The organism is Vibrio astriarenae (genome assembly GCF_010587385.1).
Taxonomy (GTDB): domain Bacteria; phylum Pseudomonadota; class Gammaproteobacteria; order Enterobacterales; family Vibrionaceae; genus Vibrio; species Vibrio astriarenae.
The window spans coordinates 2,220,772-2,237,147 of record NZ_CP047475.1 but is presented as its reverse complement, the minus strand read 5'-3'; the positions used below and the strand labels follow the sequence as shown (position 1 = coordinate 2,237,147).

17 protein-coding genes are annotated in these 16,376 nt (G+C 46.1%); 7 read left to right on the top strand and 10 right to left on the bottom strand.

The genetic code is table 11. The features are described from left to right. Positions 1-9: 9 nt before the first annotated feature. Positions 10-783, bottom strand: coding sequence for an alpha/beta fold hydrolase (locus GT360_RS10430; RefSeq protein WP_164648808.1), 774 nt, complete (start codon positions 781-783; stop codon positions 10-12). Positions 784-887: 104 nt separating this feature from the next. Here GT360_RS10430 and seqA point away from each other — a divergent pair, with 104 nt between their 5' ends. Continuing rightward, complete coding sequence (gene seqA / locus GT360_RS10425) at positions 888-1,442, top strand: replication initiation negative regulator SeqA (RefSeq protein WP_164648807.1); 555 nt, start codon at positions 888-890, stop codon at positions 1,440-1,442. Between the two features lie 89 nt (positions 1,443-1,531). After that, positions 1,532-3,178 carry a phosphoglucomutase (alpha-D-glucose-1,6-bisphosphate-dependent) gene (gene pgm / locus GT360_RS10420; protein WP_164648806.1) on the top strand — a complete coding sequence of 549 codons (1,647 nt, stop codon included), beginning with the start codon at positions 1,532-1,534 and terminating at the stop codon, positions 3,176-3,178. 140 nt (positions 3,179-3,318) lie between these two features. Here the strand turns inward: pgm and GT360_RS10415 are convergent, their stop codons facing one another. The 8 genes from GT360_RS10415 to GT360_RS10380 all read right to left on the bottom strand — a co-directional run bounded on the left by GT360_RS10415 (position 3,319) and on the right by GT360_RS10380 (position 11,372). Beyond that, positions 3,319-4,290, bottom strand: coding sequence for a D-2-hydroxyacid dehydrogenase (locus tag GT360_RS10415; RefSeq protein ID WP_164648805.1), 972 nt, complete (start codon positions 4,288-4,290; stop codon positions 3,319-3,321). A 9-nt stretch (positions 4,291-4,299) separates the two neighbouring features. Further along, positions 4,300-5,829, bottom strand: coding sequence for a tripartite tricarboxylate transporter permease (locus GT360_RS10410; RefSeq protein ID WP_164648804.1), 1,530 nt, complete (start codon positions 5,827-5,829; stop codon positions 4,300-4,302). A gap of 12 nt (positions 5,830-5,841) precedes the next feature. Continuing rightward, complete coding sequence (locus GT360_RS10405; RefSeq protein WP_164648803.1) at positions 5,842-6,693, bottom strand: hypothetical protein; 852 nt, start codon at positions 6,691-6,693, stop codon at positions 5,842-5,844. 75 nt (positions 6,694-6,768) lie between these two features. Further along, positions 6,769-7,782, bottom strand: coding sequence for a Bug family tripartite tricarboxylate transporter substrate binding protein (locus GT360_RS10400; protein WP_164648802.1), 1,014 nt, complete (start codon positions 7,780-7,782; stop codon positions 6,769-6,771). A 70-nt stretch (positions 7,783-7,852) separates the two neighbouring features. Beyond that, entirely contained in the window at positions 7,853-8,821 is a 969-nt protein-coding gene (locus GT360_RS10395) for a sugar phosphate isomerase/epimerase family protein (RefSeq protein WP_164648801.1), read from the bottom strand. 33 nt (positions 8,822-8,854) lie between these two features. Beyond that, the gene (locus GT360_RS10390) at positions 8,855-9,820 is read right to left on the bottom strand and encodes a transketolase family protein (protein ID WP_164648800.1); all 966 of its coding nucleotides are present in this window, start codon (positions 9,818-9,820) and stop codon (positions 8,855-8,857) included. A 19-nt stretch (positions 9,821-9,839) separates the two neighbouring features. After that, positions 9,840-10,664 (bottom strand): transketolase, encoded by an 825-nt coding sequence (locus tag GT360_RS10385; RefSeq protein WP_164648799.1) that lies wholly within the window; start codon positions 10,662-10,664, stop codon positions 9,840-9,842. Positions 10,665-10,718: 54 nt separating this feature from the next. Next, positions 10,719-11,372 carry a GntR family transcriptional regulator gene (locus GT360_RS10380; RefSeq protein WP_164648798.1) on the bottom strand — a complete coding sequence of 218 codons (654 nt, stop codon included), beginning with the start codon at positions 11,370-11,372 and terminating at the stop codon, positions 10,719-10,721. A gap of 417 nt (positions 11,373-11,789) precedes the next feature. Between GT360_RS10380 and GT360_RS10375 the strand changes: the two genes are divergently transcribed. Genes GT360_RS10375 through GT360_RS10355 form a run of 5 tightly spaced genes read left to right on the top strand, consistent with a single transcriptional unit; the run spans position 11,790 to position 15,543 of the window. Further along, positions 11,790-12,245 (top strand): RpiB/LacA/LacB family sugar-phosphate isomerase, encoded by a 456-nt coding sequence (locus GT360_RS10375; protein WP_164648797.1) that lies wholly within the window; start codon positions 11,790-11,792, stop codon positions 12,243-12,245. Positions 12,246-12,262: 17 nt separating this feature from the next. Further along, positions 12,263-13,264, top strand: coding sequence for a dihydroxyacetone kinase subunit DhaK (locus tag GT360_RS10370; RefSeq protein ID WP_164648796.1), 1,002 nt, complete (start codon positions 12,263-12,265; stop codon positions 13,262-13,264). Between the two features lie 2 nt (positions 13,265-13,266). Then, positions 13,267-13,902: a dihydroxyacetone kinase subunit DhaL gene (gene dhaL, locus GT360_RS10365; RefSeq protein ID WP_164648795.1), complete on the top strand. Its 636-nt coding sequence runs from the start codon at positions 13,267-13,269 to the stop codon at positions 13,900-13,902. Beyond that, on the top strand, positions 13,899-14,687 hold the full coding sequence (locus GT360_RS10360) for a triose-phosphate isomerase (RefSeq protein ID WP_164648794.1): 789 nt from the start codon (positions 13,899-13,901) through the stop codon (positions 14,685-14,687). Before dhaL ends, GT360_RS10360 begins: the two co-directional genes overlap by 4 nt. After that, entirely contained in the window at positions 14,680-15,543 is an 864-nt protein-coding gene (locus GT360_RS10355) for a sugar phosphate isomerase/epimerase family protein (protein ID WP_164648793.1), read from the top strand. Before GT360_RS10360 ends, GT360_RS10355 begins: the two co-directional genes overlap by 8 nt. 67 nt (positions 15,544-15,610) lie before the next feature. Here the strand turns inward: GT360_RS10355 and GT360_RS10350 are convergent, their stop codons facing one another. Next, complete coding sequence (locus GT360_RS10350) at positions 15,611-16,360, bottom strand: DUF1853 family protein (RefSeq protein WP_164648792.1); 750 nt, start codon at positions 16,358-16,360, stop codon at positions 15,611-15,613. Positions 16,361-16,376 lie beyond the last annotated feature (16 nt).

Genomic DNA, 16,376 nt, shown 5'->3' with positions numbered 1-16,376 from the left:
GGAAAGAAGTTACTTTGATTTATCTAGGAACTTGGTGATTGCTCTAAGGACTTCCGCAGGTTTCTCTGCATGCAGCCAGTGTCCTGTGTTGGCGATAATGTGAGCTTTTGCCAAGGGGAACTGAGCTTTGATTTGTGGTTGGTGCTCTGCAGAAATATAGTCAGAGTCAGCTCCTTTCATAAACAAGGTAGGTTTAGAATAGGGCTGACCTTGTGACCAACCGACGATGTCTTGGTACTGCTCCAGTAATGTATCCACATTGAAGCCCCAGACTATAACGCCATCTTGGGTGTACATCGATTTCGAGAGAAACTGCCGTACGCCATCAATCTCGATATGTTGTTGAAGAATCACCATCGCTTCTTTTCGAGATTTTGGACGCCGCTCATTGACGGCCTGAAGGCCGGAAAACACATTGTCGTGACGATGCGTTTGGTAGGCGACGGGAGACATATCCATTACAACCAGCTGTTTCACACGCTCTGGTTGCGTACTTGCCAATTTCATCGCCACTTTGCCGCCCATTGAATGGCCAACGACAATGCACTGATGAATGCCGAGATGATCTAAAAGTGCGCTAATATCGCCCGCCATGCTGGCATAAGAGTGGTCTTTTGAATGGAATGATCGTCCGTGATTTCGCAGATCAACGCTGATCACTTGATAGCGTTCTTGTAGACCTCGTGCTAGTAGCCCGAGGTTATCAAGGCTACCGAACAGGCCATGTACAAGAAGGAGGGGTTCGCCGTTTCCTTGAATTTTGTAGTTGAGCAGTTTATCCATAGTTTTCTTTTTATGATGGTGTTATTTGCAGGATCATCCCTAGCATCTTGGGTTGACTTGGGTATAATTCCTCAGAGTTTAAACATTGAGATTGTGAAAAGCGAATGAAAACAATTGAGGTTGATGAGGATCTTTACCGCTACATTGCTAGCCAAACCCAACATATCGGTGAGAGTGCGTCAGACATTTTACGACGTCTGCTAAAAGTCGATGGGGAACAACAAACTGCACCGATTGTGCAGGTAGCAGCTGAGCCGGTAGAGCAGCCACAAGGTATCGTAGTCAGTAAGGATGCTGGGCGCGTCAACGGTGTAGATAGCATCAAGGAGATGCGCTCACTGCTTATTTCAGATGAGTTTGCTGGCCTGAAGAAAGCGATTGATCGCTTTATGCTAGTTCTATCAACGCTATATACTCTCAATCCAGCTGACTTTTCGGAAGCGATGCAGGTTAAAGGCCGTAAGCGAGTCTACTTTGCTGAGAACGAACAAACTTTGCTGGAAGGTGGCAAGACAACCAAACCGAAAGCGATTCCAAACACACCGTTCTGGGTGATAACCAACAACAATACCAGCCGCAAACGTCAGATGGTTGAGCAGTTGATGGTGAGAATGAGTTTCCCAGCAGACTTGATTGAAAAAGTCACACTGTCAATTTAAAGAAATTGGACACAAACCTCATAATACGATTATAAACATCAGTATTATGAGGTTTTTTGTTTTTTCGTTATTAAAGAAAGGATGTCGAAATGGCTATGCACCCTCGTGCGGGACAAAAGGCTTTGCAAGAAGACCTGCACAACATTCCTGCCCTAGTTTCTAACTACTACTTACTTCAACCAGAAGCCGCTAACCTAGAACACAAGGTTCAGTTCGGTACATCTGGTCACCGTGGTACGGCAGATAAATCTACATTTAATGAAAACCACATTCTGGCGATCGCACAAGCGGTAGCGGAAGTGCGTGCTGAACACGGAACAACAGGTCCAATGTTTGTCGGTAAAGACACTCACGCCCTATCCGAGCCAGCATTCTCAAGCGTGGTTGAAGTTTTAGTAGCCAATGGCGTTCAAGTTATCGCTCAAGCTGATAATGGTTACACACCGACCCCAGGTGTCTCTCACGCTATTCTTACTCACAACCTAGAGAGTGATGCTAAAGCCGATGGTATCGTGATTACTCCATCCCATAACCCGCCGCAAGATGGTGGCATCAAGTACAACCCTGTACACGGTGGCCCAGCTGAAGGTGAGTTAACTCAGGCGATTGAGGACCGCGCTAATCAACTGATTGCTGAGGGCCTGCAAGGCGTGAAGCGCATGAAGCTTGCTGATGCAAAAGCATCAGAGTTGTTCGTTGAGAAAGACCTTGTTGCACCATACGTGGCGGATTTGACCAATGTGATCAACATGGAAGCGATTCAGAATGCTGATCTAAAAATTGGTGTTGACCCACTAGGTGGCAGCGGTATCGATTATTGGCGTCAAATTGCGAAAGCGTACAACTTAAACCTGACGCTAGTGAGTGAGGCAATCGATCCTAGCTTCCAGTTTATGTCGCTAGACAAAGACGGTGTGGTACGCATGGACTGTTCTTCGCCATACGCGATGGCAGGCTTGCTTGCACTAAAAGATGAATACGACTTGGCATTCGGCAACGACCCAGATTACGACCGTCATGGTATCGTGACACCGAAAGGTCTGATGAACCCTAACCACTTCCTAGCGGTGTGTATTGATTACCTATACCGTCATCGTGAAGGTTGGGCGAAAGATGTCGCAGTAGGTAAAACCCTGGTATCAAGTGCACTTATTGACCGCGTTGTCGCTGATCTAGGCCGCGAACTGTGTGAAGTCCCAGTGGGCTTTAAATGGTTTGTTGATGGTCTTTACTCTGGTAAGTTCGGCTTTGGTGGTGAAGAGAGCGCGGGTGCATCATTCCTGCGTAAAGACGGCACGCCTTGGTCAACGGACAAAGATGGTATTATCTTATGTCTACTGGCTGCAGAAATTACAGCAGTAACCGGTAAGAACCCACAAAAGTACTACGAAGAGCTGGCTGCTAAGCACGGTGAATCTAAATATAACCGCATTCAAGCTGTCGCTAATGGCCCGCAAAAGGATGTTCTTAAGAAGCTATCTCCAGAGATGGTATCAGCAGAAACGCTTGCTGGTGATGCAATCACTGCGCGCCTAACGCATGCTCCAGGCAATGGTGCTGCGATCGGTGGCCTTAAAGTAACTACCGAAAACGGTTGGTTTGCTGCTCGTCCATCAGGTACAGAAGACATCTACAAGATCTACTGTGAAAGCTTTAAAGGCGAAGACCACTTGAAGCAGATCGAAGCGGAAGCGCAAGAAATTGTGAATCAGGTATTTGCTGAGGCTGGCCTCTAGTAGCCTTACCGCAGAAAATGCATACGAGTGAAAGGGTTGAAGCCTAGGCTTTAACCCTTTTTTATTATCTAGGCGTCTCAGACTTCGATACGGTCAAAAAAGTCAAAGATAATTGAGTGCTGATAAGGCATCACGGGTGCCTATGCGGGGTTGACGACATTGACTGGGGTACCGTCAAGGTAGCTTTGGATATTACCAGCAACCATCGACATGATACGCTGTCTGGCATCGAGTGTAGCCCATGAGATGTGTGGCGTAATGACACAGTTGCTTGCTGTCAGCAACGGGTTGTTCTTCGCCGGAGGCTCTTGCCATAACGTATCCAACGCAGCGCCTGAAATCGCGCCCTGGTTGAGCACCTTTGCCAACGCCTCCTCATCAACCAGCTGCCCGCGAGAGGTATTGATCAAAAACGCACTCTGCTTCATTTTTTGTAGCGTGGCTGAATTGATCATGTTCTCTGTGGTGGGCAGGGCGGGGCAGTGCAGTGACACGAAATCAGATTGAGTTAATAACGTCTCTAGCGCTACCTTTTGATGAGGGTAGCTAGGATCTTGGCGATTAAACTCATCATGAGCGATGACGTTCATACCAAAAGCCGAGCCAATCGCCCCTACTTGCTGACCAATATTGCCAAAGCCGACGATCCCCAGAGTTTTACCCGATAACTCCAGTTGTGGTGTTAGCCAGTAGGTCCAATCTTGGTTTCTACTCCAGCCAAGATTTTGCTTCACATCATCACTCATCGCGCTAACGTTTCGAGCGAAGTTGAAGATATGAGCGAACACCATTTCAGCGACCGTTTGTGTGCCATAGACGGGCACGTTCAGTACTGGGATACCCTTCTCCTTGGCATATTCGGTGTCGACAACGTTGTAGCCGGTGGCAAGCACCGCAATACACTCAAGCTCTGGACACGCGTCAATCACTTGCCTACAAATCGGTGTCTTGTTGGTCAATATAATGCTCGCGTTTTTGGCTCTTTCGATGACTTCTTCAGTGCCACCTGTGCTGCGGTCATAGGCTTTAAATACACCCAGAGCCTCAATCGGAGCCCAAGGGTTATCACCTGGGTTTAGTGTGTAGCCATCTAAGCAGACAATGGTTTTCATACAATTTCCTTAAGATGTCGCAAGTCGGTTTTTGACGGTGCTAAATAGTGTTCGTATCCCACGGTTAACCGCTGGGATTTGGCTACAGATGATCATCACAATCACACACACCAAAATAAGAGAAATAGGGCGCTCAATCATGGGCATCAAACTACCGCCGGTGGTTTTAAGGCCGGTTCTAAGCGAGGTATCTGCCATAGGTCCAAGAATCACACCGATGACCAGTGGCGCGATAGGCACTTTTAGTTTCATAAAGAAGTAGGAGATGATGCCGATAATGCCCATCAGATAAAGGTTGAAGACTCGCATCCCTAGAGCGAATGAGCCGATAACACACAGTACCGCGATGAGAGGCATAAACAGCGTTTGCGGGATACGAAGAATATGGATGACCTGCTTAGACAGAATCATGCCGCATACCCACATCGCAATTGCTGCAGCGAAAAGAATCGCCGTTACTTCTGGAATAAACGATGGGTTGGTTTTCAGAAGCATCGGGCCTGGCGCGACGTTATGTAGCATAAGAGCGCCGAGTAGCATTACCGCTGGTGGAGAGCCTGGGATGCCGAGACTGAGTAGTGGGATCATTGCGCCGCCTACACAGGCTTGGTTCGCCGTCGAGGTGGAGATGACTCCCTCAGGCGCTCCTTTACCAAATGTTTCCGGCTTTTTACTGGTTTTGCGGGAAATACCATAGGCTACCCACGCAGCAATGTCCTCACCAATGCCGGGCACTGCACCTATGCCAACACCGGTAAGCGCAGATGCGATGATATTGCGTGTGTTTTTGAACATGGTTTTAAAGTCGGGAAGCAGCTTACCAATCGATTTGGCGTTCATCGATTTCATCTTCATCTTCGACTCTAGCACCGACATGATTTGCGGGATACCAAAGGCACCGATCAGTACAGGTACGACATCGATACCGTTATCGAGTTCGTGGATACCCATAGTAAAGCGGGGGTACATCTGCATATGGTCTTGGCCAATGGTCGATAACCAAATACCGAAAAGACCCGCGATCCAACCTTTAATCGCCAGCTCTGGTGACGTTAAACTGCCTGAAATCAAGATACCGAATAACGCCAACAAAAAGTATTCGTATGAGGTGAACTGTAGAGCGGCCTTAGCGATAACGGGTGACAGTAGAGCGACAAACACCATACCAATGGCCGAGCCTATCAGTGACGAGGTAGTGGCTAAACCAAATGCGCGCCCAGCTTGTCCTTGCTGGGCCATAGGATAACCATCCATTGCAGTCGCCGCGGAAGCGGCGGTGCCCGGAATATTGAGCAAGATTGAGGTGTACATACCACCGTAAACGCCGCCGACATAGATTGAAAGCAGTGCTAGCAACGCGGTTTGGTTGTCCAAGCCATAGGTAAGTGTGGTAAGCAGTGCCACACCCAACGTCGCCGTTAGACCGGGCATTGCCCCAAAAATAATCCCCAAAAATGTACTGCCAACGAGAATTAAGATCAGCAGTGGCGAGGTGAAAATATGCCAAAACATACTTCCGAATGTAGATAGAATATCCATGTTCTTCACCTTTTAGAATGCATCTTCGAGCGCTTGCATGTCTTCATCTGAAAGCTGCATTGCTTCTGTCTGTTTCGGTGGTGCTAAATAGGTGTAATAGGTTTGGTTGAATACTTGCTCAACGATCAGGCCTTCATTAGGAAGTGGCACCAACAAGAAGTATCTGAAGATCGGGCAAAGTACAGCCGGGAAGACGATGCTGATAATGAGTAATCTCCTCACTTTTGCCGTCATATCCGCAGTTTGTTGCTTCGCTGCATGGAAAAGGTAACCCGACATTACGATCGCACTGATAACCAGCACGACATCGGTTGTATATGGGTAGGCCGTGTTAACATATTCAGAGGCTCCCGATCCGAACAGCATCAGCGAAATGACAATGGTCGTTGAGTAAATTTTCAGTAGTTGCTTCGTGATGTTTTCCGTGTCTAAGTAATAAAGGCCAATGTAGAATATTAGAAATACGGCCGATGCAAGGAAGAAGTCATACCAAGTGATCAACACGTAGATGTAGGTGATGATGCCGCCACCGGAGATAAGAAAACCAGTAGGGTTAATGTTTTTGTAATGTTTTGCTAGCAGCGCTTTACCCTGCTCTGCTTTACTTTTTAAGAATACTGACAGCCCAGCAGCAAACAGTGAGCAGCCAATAAAAAGAGGCAGAAGCCCAGGTGATTCGTACCATTCAGTCGTTACACCGCCAACCGTACCAGAGAAAGGCATGGTTAAAGAGTTGGCAACTACGATTAATGCAAACACCATAACCACAAGTGAGAACGCGAAGTCCCATCCATGCATCTGCTGTTGCTCTAACGTCTCTTTGTCCTGTTCTTCGTGTTCTGATAGTTCATTTTGAGAAGACATCTTTGCCCCCAAATAGCAAATCGTCAATTAAGAAAAGGCAGACCAGCCACACTCGGTGACTGGCCGATGAGTGCATTACTCGGGCTTAGGAATCCCCAATGTTTCTGGGCTAATCTTCGCGGCCTCTAAATCCCATAGTGTCCAGCTAAATAGCGACTCCAGACGAGCCATGCGCTCATTCGCTTTTTTGCCGAACTCACCCACGAGTTCATAGTGGTTTTCATTTGCGTAGGTCTGTACTTCTTCGCTTTGCATTGCACTTGCAAATGCCTTCGCAACGGTTTTCTTAATCTCTACCGGCGTTTCTTTCTTCATCGCGAAGCCGATGGCCTGTGAGATAGGTAGGTATTCTTGTAGAACTGGATAGGTTTGCAAGCCAGATGGAATCTCTATATCACCAACGGTAAATGGGTTTTCAGTTAGGGTTGCTAGTGCTTTAAAGTCGCCCGATTGGATTAACTGGTTTTGCTCGGCTACAGACGTAATCACCACATCGACTTCGCCACTTAGGGCCGCGTTTTGGCTTCGAGATGATCCTGGGAATGGGATGAAGTTCATCTCTCCATTAATGCCTTTCTCAAACGCTAAGTAGTTGATATGGTGAAGTGAACCAGCCGATCCTGCGCCCACCCGCACTTTTCCTGGGTTCTCTTGAACGTGCGCAACAAGCTCTTCGATGGTATTAAATGGGGAGCTTTTAGACACGGATATCACATCAGGTGAGCTGGCTACGATAAAGTAGTCAAACACGTCCATGCGATTGTCCCAACCACCCATTACCGCAGCCGCCACGTTCGACTCAGATAGACCGACGAAGGTATAGCCATCAGGTGCTGAATTATAGCCTTCCAACAAGCCGACTGAGCCAGATACGCCGCCAGGTTTGTTAATCACATTGATATTCGTTCCGAGGTACTTGGCCATCGACGCAGTTGCAACACGGTTAATAACGTCAGTACCACCCCCTGCAGACCAGGTAACAACGTCAGTAATGTTGCGCGTAGGGTAATGCTCAACGGCGCTTGCACTTGTTGTACTAAGGGTAAGTGCAGTGGCTAAAACACTTGTCAGTAGAGTTCTTATCTTCATTTGTTTCACCTTGTTTGAATGCAGTATCTGATCTTGTGCCAGACTATTACTGCTGGTTACTCGACTGGGGTTAGATTTTGATGAAATAGCTCTCTAAATCGGCCCAGATATCCATGTACTCTTTCTTTCTCAAACTTTCGCCAAAAGTCTCCATACCGATCGTGTCGATGCGCGAGGAGATACGATTAGTCATTCGAATGTTCGCTTCAAACATCTTTACAATATCCCATCGAGTCGGAGAGGTATCTGATGTAAGCCAACCTTGGTAGTTAAACTTCTTCAGATAGTAAATAAATTCAATATATTGCATTAAGCTTCTGCTTCCACAGAAGTAATCCCAGTCCCACTTACCGTCGTTATCGTTGATATGGATGTAGTACTTCATATCGAGAGAATTGAGCAGGGCGAGCTCTTCGGCCGGGTTGTTGTCTCCATAAAGCGAATGACCGTAGTCTAGAGTGACGCCAATATTGGGATTGCCAATGTCTTTGATTAGACAGATGGTCTTGGCGGCATTATCGAGGTAACAACGCCCACGTACTTCGTTGGGTTTGTACTCAATGAACAGAGGGATGTGCGGTTTGTAGTCGCCAGCTTCGCCAAAGGTTTCGCACAGACGCTGCCATGTTTCAACATAGTCTGCTTGGAAGCTAAACTCATAGCCATCGCTTAAAGGGCAGCACTGAACTTTGTCTGCTCCCACTTCTTCTGCGTAGTCTTTTGCCTCTTTGATAAAGCTAACCGCTCGCTCGCGTACGGCCTTATCTGGGGAGGTCAACCCACCAGAAATGAATTCTTTCTCCACCTTAACATTGACGTTGATACACGCCACTTTCACATCATATTTGACTAATAACAGCTTGAGCTCGGCCAGATTGTCGTAGTTCACTTCGTAGGGGTACACCAACTCGGCCCCCGTCATACCGTCGATAGTACGAAGTGTTTGTAGTTTCTGTTCCAGCGTTTTGGGTTCGTTATATTCAGAGAAACGATCCCTTTGCTGGCCTAAAAACGGGGTAATTACAGCGTGCTTAAACATAAATCTCCTTAGGCACTTGCCTAAATTTCATTGCTAAACGGTAGGTTCGGCCAACACCAACATGGCACTGGCGCAGTCGATGATGTGTTTGGAAGACAACCCATACTTGTCTAGAAGCAGTGGATATGCTCCGGATTCAGCGAAGGTGTCGTCTAGCCCTAGGTGATCGAACTGTGCGTGAATCTGCTCTTTTGCCATCCGAGTAGCGATGTCATAAGCCATACCGTTACGTTTTTGATGACCCTCAGCGACAATGACGCGACCTGTTTTTTTGATAGAAGCACTGATGGTTTTCCAGTCCAATGGCTTGACACTGTAGGCATCGATAAGCTCTACGTTGATTCCAGCCGCTTTGAGTTCGTTGGCCGCGTCAAGCGCTTGGAATAGGATGTCACCATAGGAAATAAGGGTGATATCAGCCCCTTTCGATAAGGTATTGCTGCCGCCACACTTAAACTCTGCGGTTTCATCGTAGAGCTCATAGTAGGCATCGCGCATTAGGCGGCAGTATACTGGGCCTTGCGTTTCCATAGTGACATCGAACAGGGCTCGGCTAGACGCACTATCACATGGGGCAAAAACATGCATATTCGGTAGCGTTGACATTAACGCCATATCTTCAGAGGCTTGGTGCGTGACACCATCAATAGCGGCTGTTGTGCCGCCGTGAGATGACATTAATTTAACGTTGAGGTTCGGATAGCAAATGAAGCTTCGTACGCTCTCTAGTGCTCGCATAGTCAGGAACACGCCGTAACCTGCTACTACAACAGGTCGACCATTTGCTGCCATACCTGACGCTGAAGCCATCATGCCAAACTCGGCGATGCCCATTTGAAAATAGCGGTCAGGGTATTTGTTGTTGAAGAGATAAGAGTTGGTGGAATAACCAATGTCAGCTTCAAAGACCGCAAAATCAGTGTTTAGTTCGCCGTACTCAACCATTCGCTCGGCGAAGGCAAGACGTGTCGGTGTATTGGATTTAGTGACTGTAAGCATGTGAATACCTTTCCTTAAATTAAGCGATCAACTCAGCTCGAGCAGCTCGGAACTCGTCATCGCTTGGCGCTTTACCGTGCCAATTGCGAACGTCTTCCATGAAGTTAACGCCTTTACCCTTGACGGTGTTGGCGACGATACAGGTAGGTTTGCCTTTATATTCGCGCGCTTCATTAAGCGCACTCAAAATCTGTTCGATGCTGTGACCGTCGATCGTCATCACATTCCATCCAAAAGAAGCAAACTTATCCTCAATGCTGAGAAGCGGCATGATTTGGTCGCTAGTGCCATCCATCTGTAGATTGTTTTTGTCGACAAAGAAAACCAGATTGTCGAGCTTGTACTTAGCTGCTGCCATCGCGGTTTCCCAAACGACCCCCTCATTTAACTCACCATCACCGAGAAGGGAGTAAACACGGCGCCCGTCTTTTGCAAGTTGGCCTTCCAATGCCATACCGGTAGCGGCGGCACAGCCGTGGCCTAGTGAACCTGTGGTAATGTCGATCCCTGGAGTGCTCTTCATGTCAGGGTGTCCCTGCAAAATGCTATTAATCTGCCTTAGTGTCTGAAGGTGTGACTTATTGAAATAGCCAAGACGCGACAGGCAGGCATACCACACTGGACATGCGTGACCTTTGGAGAGAACGAAACGGTCGCGATTGCTCTGCTTTGGATTAGTGGGGTCGAGATTGTTCATTTCAGAAAAATAGAGCGTCGTGACAATTTCAGCAGCCGAGAACGAACCACCAATGTGACCAGATTGGGCTTGATAAACCATATCGAGAATATCAATCCTGACGTCATTCGCTATTTTGTATAGCTCGTCTACACTTATTTTGGACATAAGTGCCCCTCCTTAAATAGGATATAATTCAAAGGTTAGTTATTTGGTTTTATGCTACTTATCTAAGAAGTGGTAATTTTCTAAGAATTCAATAAATTGCTTAGATACCTGATCCCAGTGTGTTAAATGCATTTCTCTCGCTTCGTCAATATTGCCAGACTGTAGAGTGTCAATTAATTTGTTATGTTCGATAATCGAATCCCAAGGTAAGGGCCTAAGTTTAATGACAATATCTTTGCAGCGCTTATTTTGTTCGTTATATTTCCTGGCAGTTTCTATAAGTCGAGAGTTTTCAGTATATTGAAAAATCTGGTCATGAAACGCAAAGTCATGTATCGCCCATTTTTGAATGTCGTTATCATCAAGTGCTTGTTCCATTTGGGCTGTGTAGTTACGAAGTATATTCAATTGCTCTTCGGTTAGCCCCTTTGATATGCAAATATCGAGTGCCATCACTTCCAAATGAGCGATCAGCTCGTAAAGCTCTTCTACGTCACGTCTTGACAATGCACATATCTTTAGTCCGTGCCTTGGGTGGAGTTTTATCAGCCCATCTTGTTGTAGCCTTAGCAGAGCTTCTCTCACAGGAGTTCTGCTAAAGCCACAGATTTCGACCGCCTCATCAACCAGTAATTGCTGATTTATTCTGAATTTGTTCTCTAAAATCATACATTTAAGCTTGTTGTAAGCTTGCTCTGATAGTTTCATAGTGATTACCACTGTCTCCATTCAAAAACCAAGGTTTGAGCCAAATCAATTAATTTACTACCGCATTCAATAAAAAATTTATTAAAACATCCGTTAATTGCTACTGAGTATAAAATATACAGTGCACTTCAAACGCGACCTGAGTCACGGTAATTAATAAAAATTAACATATTTTGCTAGTGAATTAATGTACAAAAAAAGAATATTAAAACACTAGGTTGGTGAAATAATTTATTTTGCAAATACGCAAACTTACAGAAAGAAAATATAAAAGAATTTTATTTAATGGTTAATTTACAGAATTAATAAGAAATAAATTAATAAATTCTTTGTGACTCAATTCAAATATGGCTTGTGAAAAATGAAGTACTTTAATAATGAGTGTTGTTCAATCCACTTTATTAATTGGGGGGTTATATGAGTATTGCAATTGGCTGCGATGACGCGGCAGTGAATTTAAAATATGAGCTTTGTAATCATTTAGATAAGTTAGGTTATAAATACATCGATTATAGTGAGGCTCCAAGAGGTGTGTCTAACTTATACGCAGATATCGCTGAACGTGTCGCTAAAAAAGTGGCCGATAATACTCATGAGCGCGGAATTATTGTTTGTGGTACCGGTATCGGTGTGTCTATTGTCGCTAACAAGGTGCCGGGTATACGTGCTGCATTATGTCATGACGTTTTTTCTGCAGTGAGAGCAAGAAAGAGTAACGGTGCGCAGATCATCACGATGGGGGAGCGAGTGATTGGCGTCGAGCTTGCTAAAACCATCTTGGAGGCATGGCTAAATGCTGAAGAAATTGATGAATCCTCCAAGCCCAAAGTGCAAAGAATCTGCGAAATCGAAGCAGAAATTCACGCGGACTAGTGACGAAGGAGAGTGCGATGAGAAAACCAAAGAAATTGATTAACGACAAAAACGTTGTTGCGCGTGAGCAATTCGAAGGCTTTGTGGCGGCGATGCAAATTGACCTGGAGCCTATCTCACAGTTTACCTGCGCAATCCGTAAGGCACCACTCAATGGCAAGGTTGCCGTGTTTACAGGAGGCGGTGCTGGTCACGAGCCTATGTATGGTGGCTATGTTGGTGAGGGTCTAGCGGATGCGGTTGCCATTGGTGATGTATTTGCGGCACCGACACCTGATGCCATTTTCGAAACCGCTATGGCGCTCAATGCCGAAAATGGTGTGGTGTTTATTTACGGCAACTATGCCGGTGACAACATGAACTTCGATATAGCTGCTGAACTGTTGGAAGACGAGGGTGTTAGAACTCATACAGTCAGGGTCAATGATGACGTTATTTCAGCACCAATGGACAACCAAAAGGAGCGTCGAGGCATAGCCGGGGCGTTATTTGTTCTCAAAATAGCCGGTGCCGCAGCGGCACGAGGAGACAGTTTTGAACAAGTCGTTGCTGCTGCCGAGTATGCACTAAAACGAACCAGCTCTATTGGTGTTGCTCTCGGTCCATGTGCGATTCCAAGGAATGACGAGTTTAATTTCCAGATCGCCGACGATGAGATTGAGGTTGGAATGGGCCTGCATGGTGAGCCGGGAGTGGGTAAATCGCCGCTCTCTAGCGCAGATGATGTGGTATTGGACGTGATGTCCAAACTTGAGCATGAGGCTGGCCTTCAAGCAGGTGATGAGGTCGCTGTGTTAGTCAATAACCTTGGAGCTTCGACTCAAATGGAACTGCTTATCGCCAACCGAACTGTTCATCGATTCCTAAATGAAAAAAGGGTGACCGTGGTTGATAACCTGATTGGTGGATATTGCACGTCGCTGGAAATGTCGGGTTGGTCTATCTCACTTCTTAAACTCGATGATCAACTGAAGTCACTCTATCAAGCCCCTTGTCAATCGTTCGCGTTGAGGAAATAACCATGAATCAAAATGAAACTAAACAGATGCTCAAGTATATGTCATTGAATATGGTAAAGAGTGAACCGTTACTAACTCGAATGGATCAGGCCATTGGCGATGGTGACCACGGTCTTGGTATCGAACGCGGTTTTCAAAATGTCTATGACATGATTGAACTCGATTTTGAAGCCAGCAATGTCGGCGAAGTATTTACCAAAGTTGGCACCAAACTTTTAACTACGATGGGAGGGGCTTCAGGAGCGATCTTTGGCACCCTGTTTAGAGCGGGTGGAAAAGCAGTAGCTGGAAAGTCAGAACTCACTACCTCAGGGATCGCACTATTTTTGGCTGCTGGACTTGAAGGTATTTGCAAGCGCGGTGGCGCGGATGAAGGTGCAAAAACGATGATTGATGCTTTAGCTCCGGCCGCACGAATGGCACGTGAAGTGTCACATTTACCGTTAGTAGAATCGATGCCACTGATTGTTCAAGCGGCAAAGAATGGGGTTGAAGAGACAAAATCAATGATTGCCACCACGGGTAAAGCCAAAACGTTAGGTGAACGTTCTCTGGGGTATCCAGATCCCGGGGCCATATCTATGTCACTGATCTTGCAATTTATGCATGAATCGATGCTAGTGGGAGAGCCAGCATGAAAAAGATTTGGCTAGGCTCTAGTTGGAAAATGAATAAAACCCAGAGTGATGTGGTGAGATATTGTGAGTTTATAAAGCCTTATTTATCGGCCGTTGACGTCGAACTACAGACATTTTTAGTCCCGCCATTTCCGTATGTAAAGCAGGTGGGTTCATCGCTTGCCGAAACAGGGTGCTTGACGGGTGTTCAAAATGTGGGCTTTGAAAGTGCAGGTCCTTTCACCGGAGAGATATCGGTAGGAATGGCAAAAGACATAGGAGCAACGCTAGTCGAAATTGGTCATTCAGAGCGGAGAGAATGGTTTGGAGAAACGGATGCGACGGTAAATAAAAAGGTTAAGCTTTCGCTATTGGAAGGTCTAAAACCTTTGATTTGCGTTGGAGATACGATAGACGAAAAGCGTTGGGGCGTAACCGCGGAATCAATATCCCGCCAAGTAAAAATAGCACTCCACACAGTATCAGCTGATCTGGTAAGCCAAGTCATCATTGCGTACGAGCCTGTTTGGGCAATTGGAGAGCGGGGGTTACCTGCGACAACAGAAGAGGCTGAACATGGGTTATCGGCAGTTCGTCTTGCTCTTATTGAGCTCTATGGCAAAACAATCGCTGAAAAGGTACCACTGCTGTATGGAGGAAGTGTCAATATTCACAACGCTAAGATGTTACTGCGGCAGCAGAATATCGACGGATTGTTTGTGGGTAGAACAGCATGGCACCCAGAGGGGCTCTTACGATTAATTCGACTGGCTAGCGAAGTGATTGAGGAGCAAGCGTATGCTTGAAAACTATTCAGTAAGCACAGTTGCTTATGCTGGGCATAGTTTTGAAGATGCAATCAAGTCATTGGCACGGATAGGCGTGAGAAATGTCGAAGTCGCTCTAATTCAAGGTGCGATACATGAGTTAGATGAGTCAATGATTAATTCAGATTATGCGATTCAGATTCGTTCAGTTCTTAGTTGGCACAACATGAAATGTACTTCAATCGCTGCTCATTGCGAGATGACAGGCGAGAACTGCGCCGATCTCTTGTTAAGACGTGTCGAACTGTGTATCGCATTGTCTTGCTCTAGGCTAATTTTGTATGCTCCAAGAGAGGTGAGCTGGTCGAAGTTTTTCAGTGAGGCGAGACGAGCATTTGAGTTGGCTCGAACGTCAGGGATTAAGATACTGATTGAAAATGTGGGGGATAGAAAAAGCTATTTACTCAATGATGCGCGTGACTTTACTCAGTTTCTTAGCGATGTAGACACATCTGTGGTGGGTATTAATTTTGACCCAGGTAACTTTCTATCACATCGCCCCGAATTAGACGTTTTGGAGCACTCAATAGCGAGTTTGTCCGTTGCAGAGCATCTTCATTTAAAAGATCTTACCCTTAAAGAAGGGGTTTGGCAGTGCTGTGATATTGGCTATGGGCAGGGAAACTATCGTCGGTTACTTGTTCATGCGTTCACGAACAAGTGTATGCCTTTTTTTAGTCTGGAGCAGCCTTTGATGCTGGAGCGAGACCTTTACGGCAGAACGCGATTGAAATCTCAAAAGCAGTTAATGAGTATCGCTGACATTGAGAGTCGGCTAAAACGCTCCATTCAAACAATCAATGAGTGCTACGAACTGTCATCAGTGCAGAGCTAGTGATCGTTGGCGATAGCACAACATTAACGGAAGTGGTTTTAACAGCGCCACTCTATTCTCAAAATCCTTACAAAGGCCAGCCGTCTTTCACGATAAACCAAAATTGCCCAGTTTTCGTTTGTGTATGTGCAAAATTACCGTGAAGGTGCTCGAATATGCTGGAATAACTCGATGTACCTGCAGCCCATTCGACTTTTTCAAGAGTAAAAAGCTCTTCGGTTACTCGATGACGTTGGCTCTCATAGCACCAATAACCACTAATTTGACTTTGGTTTAGTTTATATCCTAAACAGTTGTCCGGTATAGGCTCCCCGTTAAATGGGTTGATGTAGAGTCGACCTTGCAACAGCAGATGTTCAGAAACTTGTGCTAGGCGAGGGTATTTTTGTAAAAAGGGAGAGGAGCGACACATTTTGAGCTGGTGGTTGAGCATGCGGCTCAGCTTTTTATCCAACTGATCATGGGCATTGGGTCCATACCAAGTGCCCTGATGTAGCAGGTAGAACTTTACAGCAACTTCCCAGTGTTCATGCTGATGGGTACGGGTATTTAGCAAAACAAGGTCAATGGCTCCCAGCGTTTTTCCTTGCTCATCATTGAGCTGAAGTTCCTCGATCTCAACAACATATTGTTTGGAGGCTTCCAATTGCTTGGTGCACAGGTACTGGTAAATGAATCCTAGCCTCGGGTTACCACTATAAGACGTTTGTAAATGGGCTTTTGAACTCAGGTGCCTCAGTGATGTGAATGGGGGAACCTCCTCAAACAGTGAAGGTGCTGAATGCACCCAATCACAGAAGCGTTGTAGCTTATCCATCCTTGGTTTCTCATTA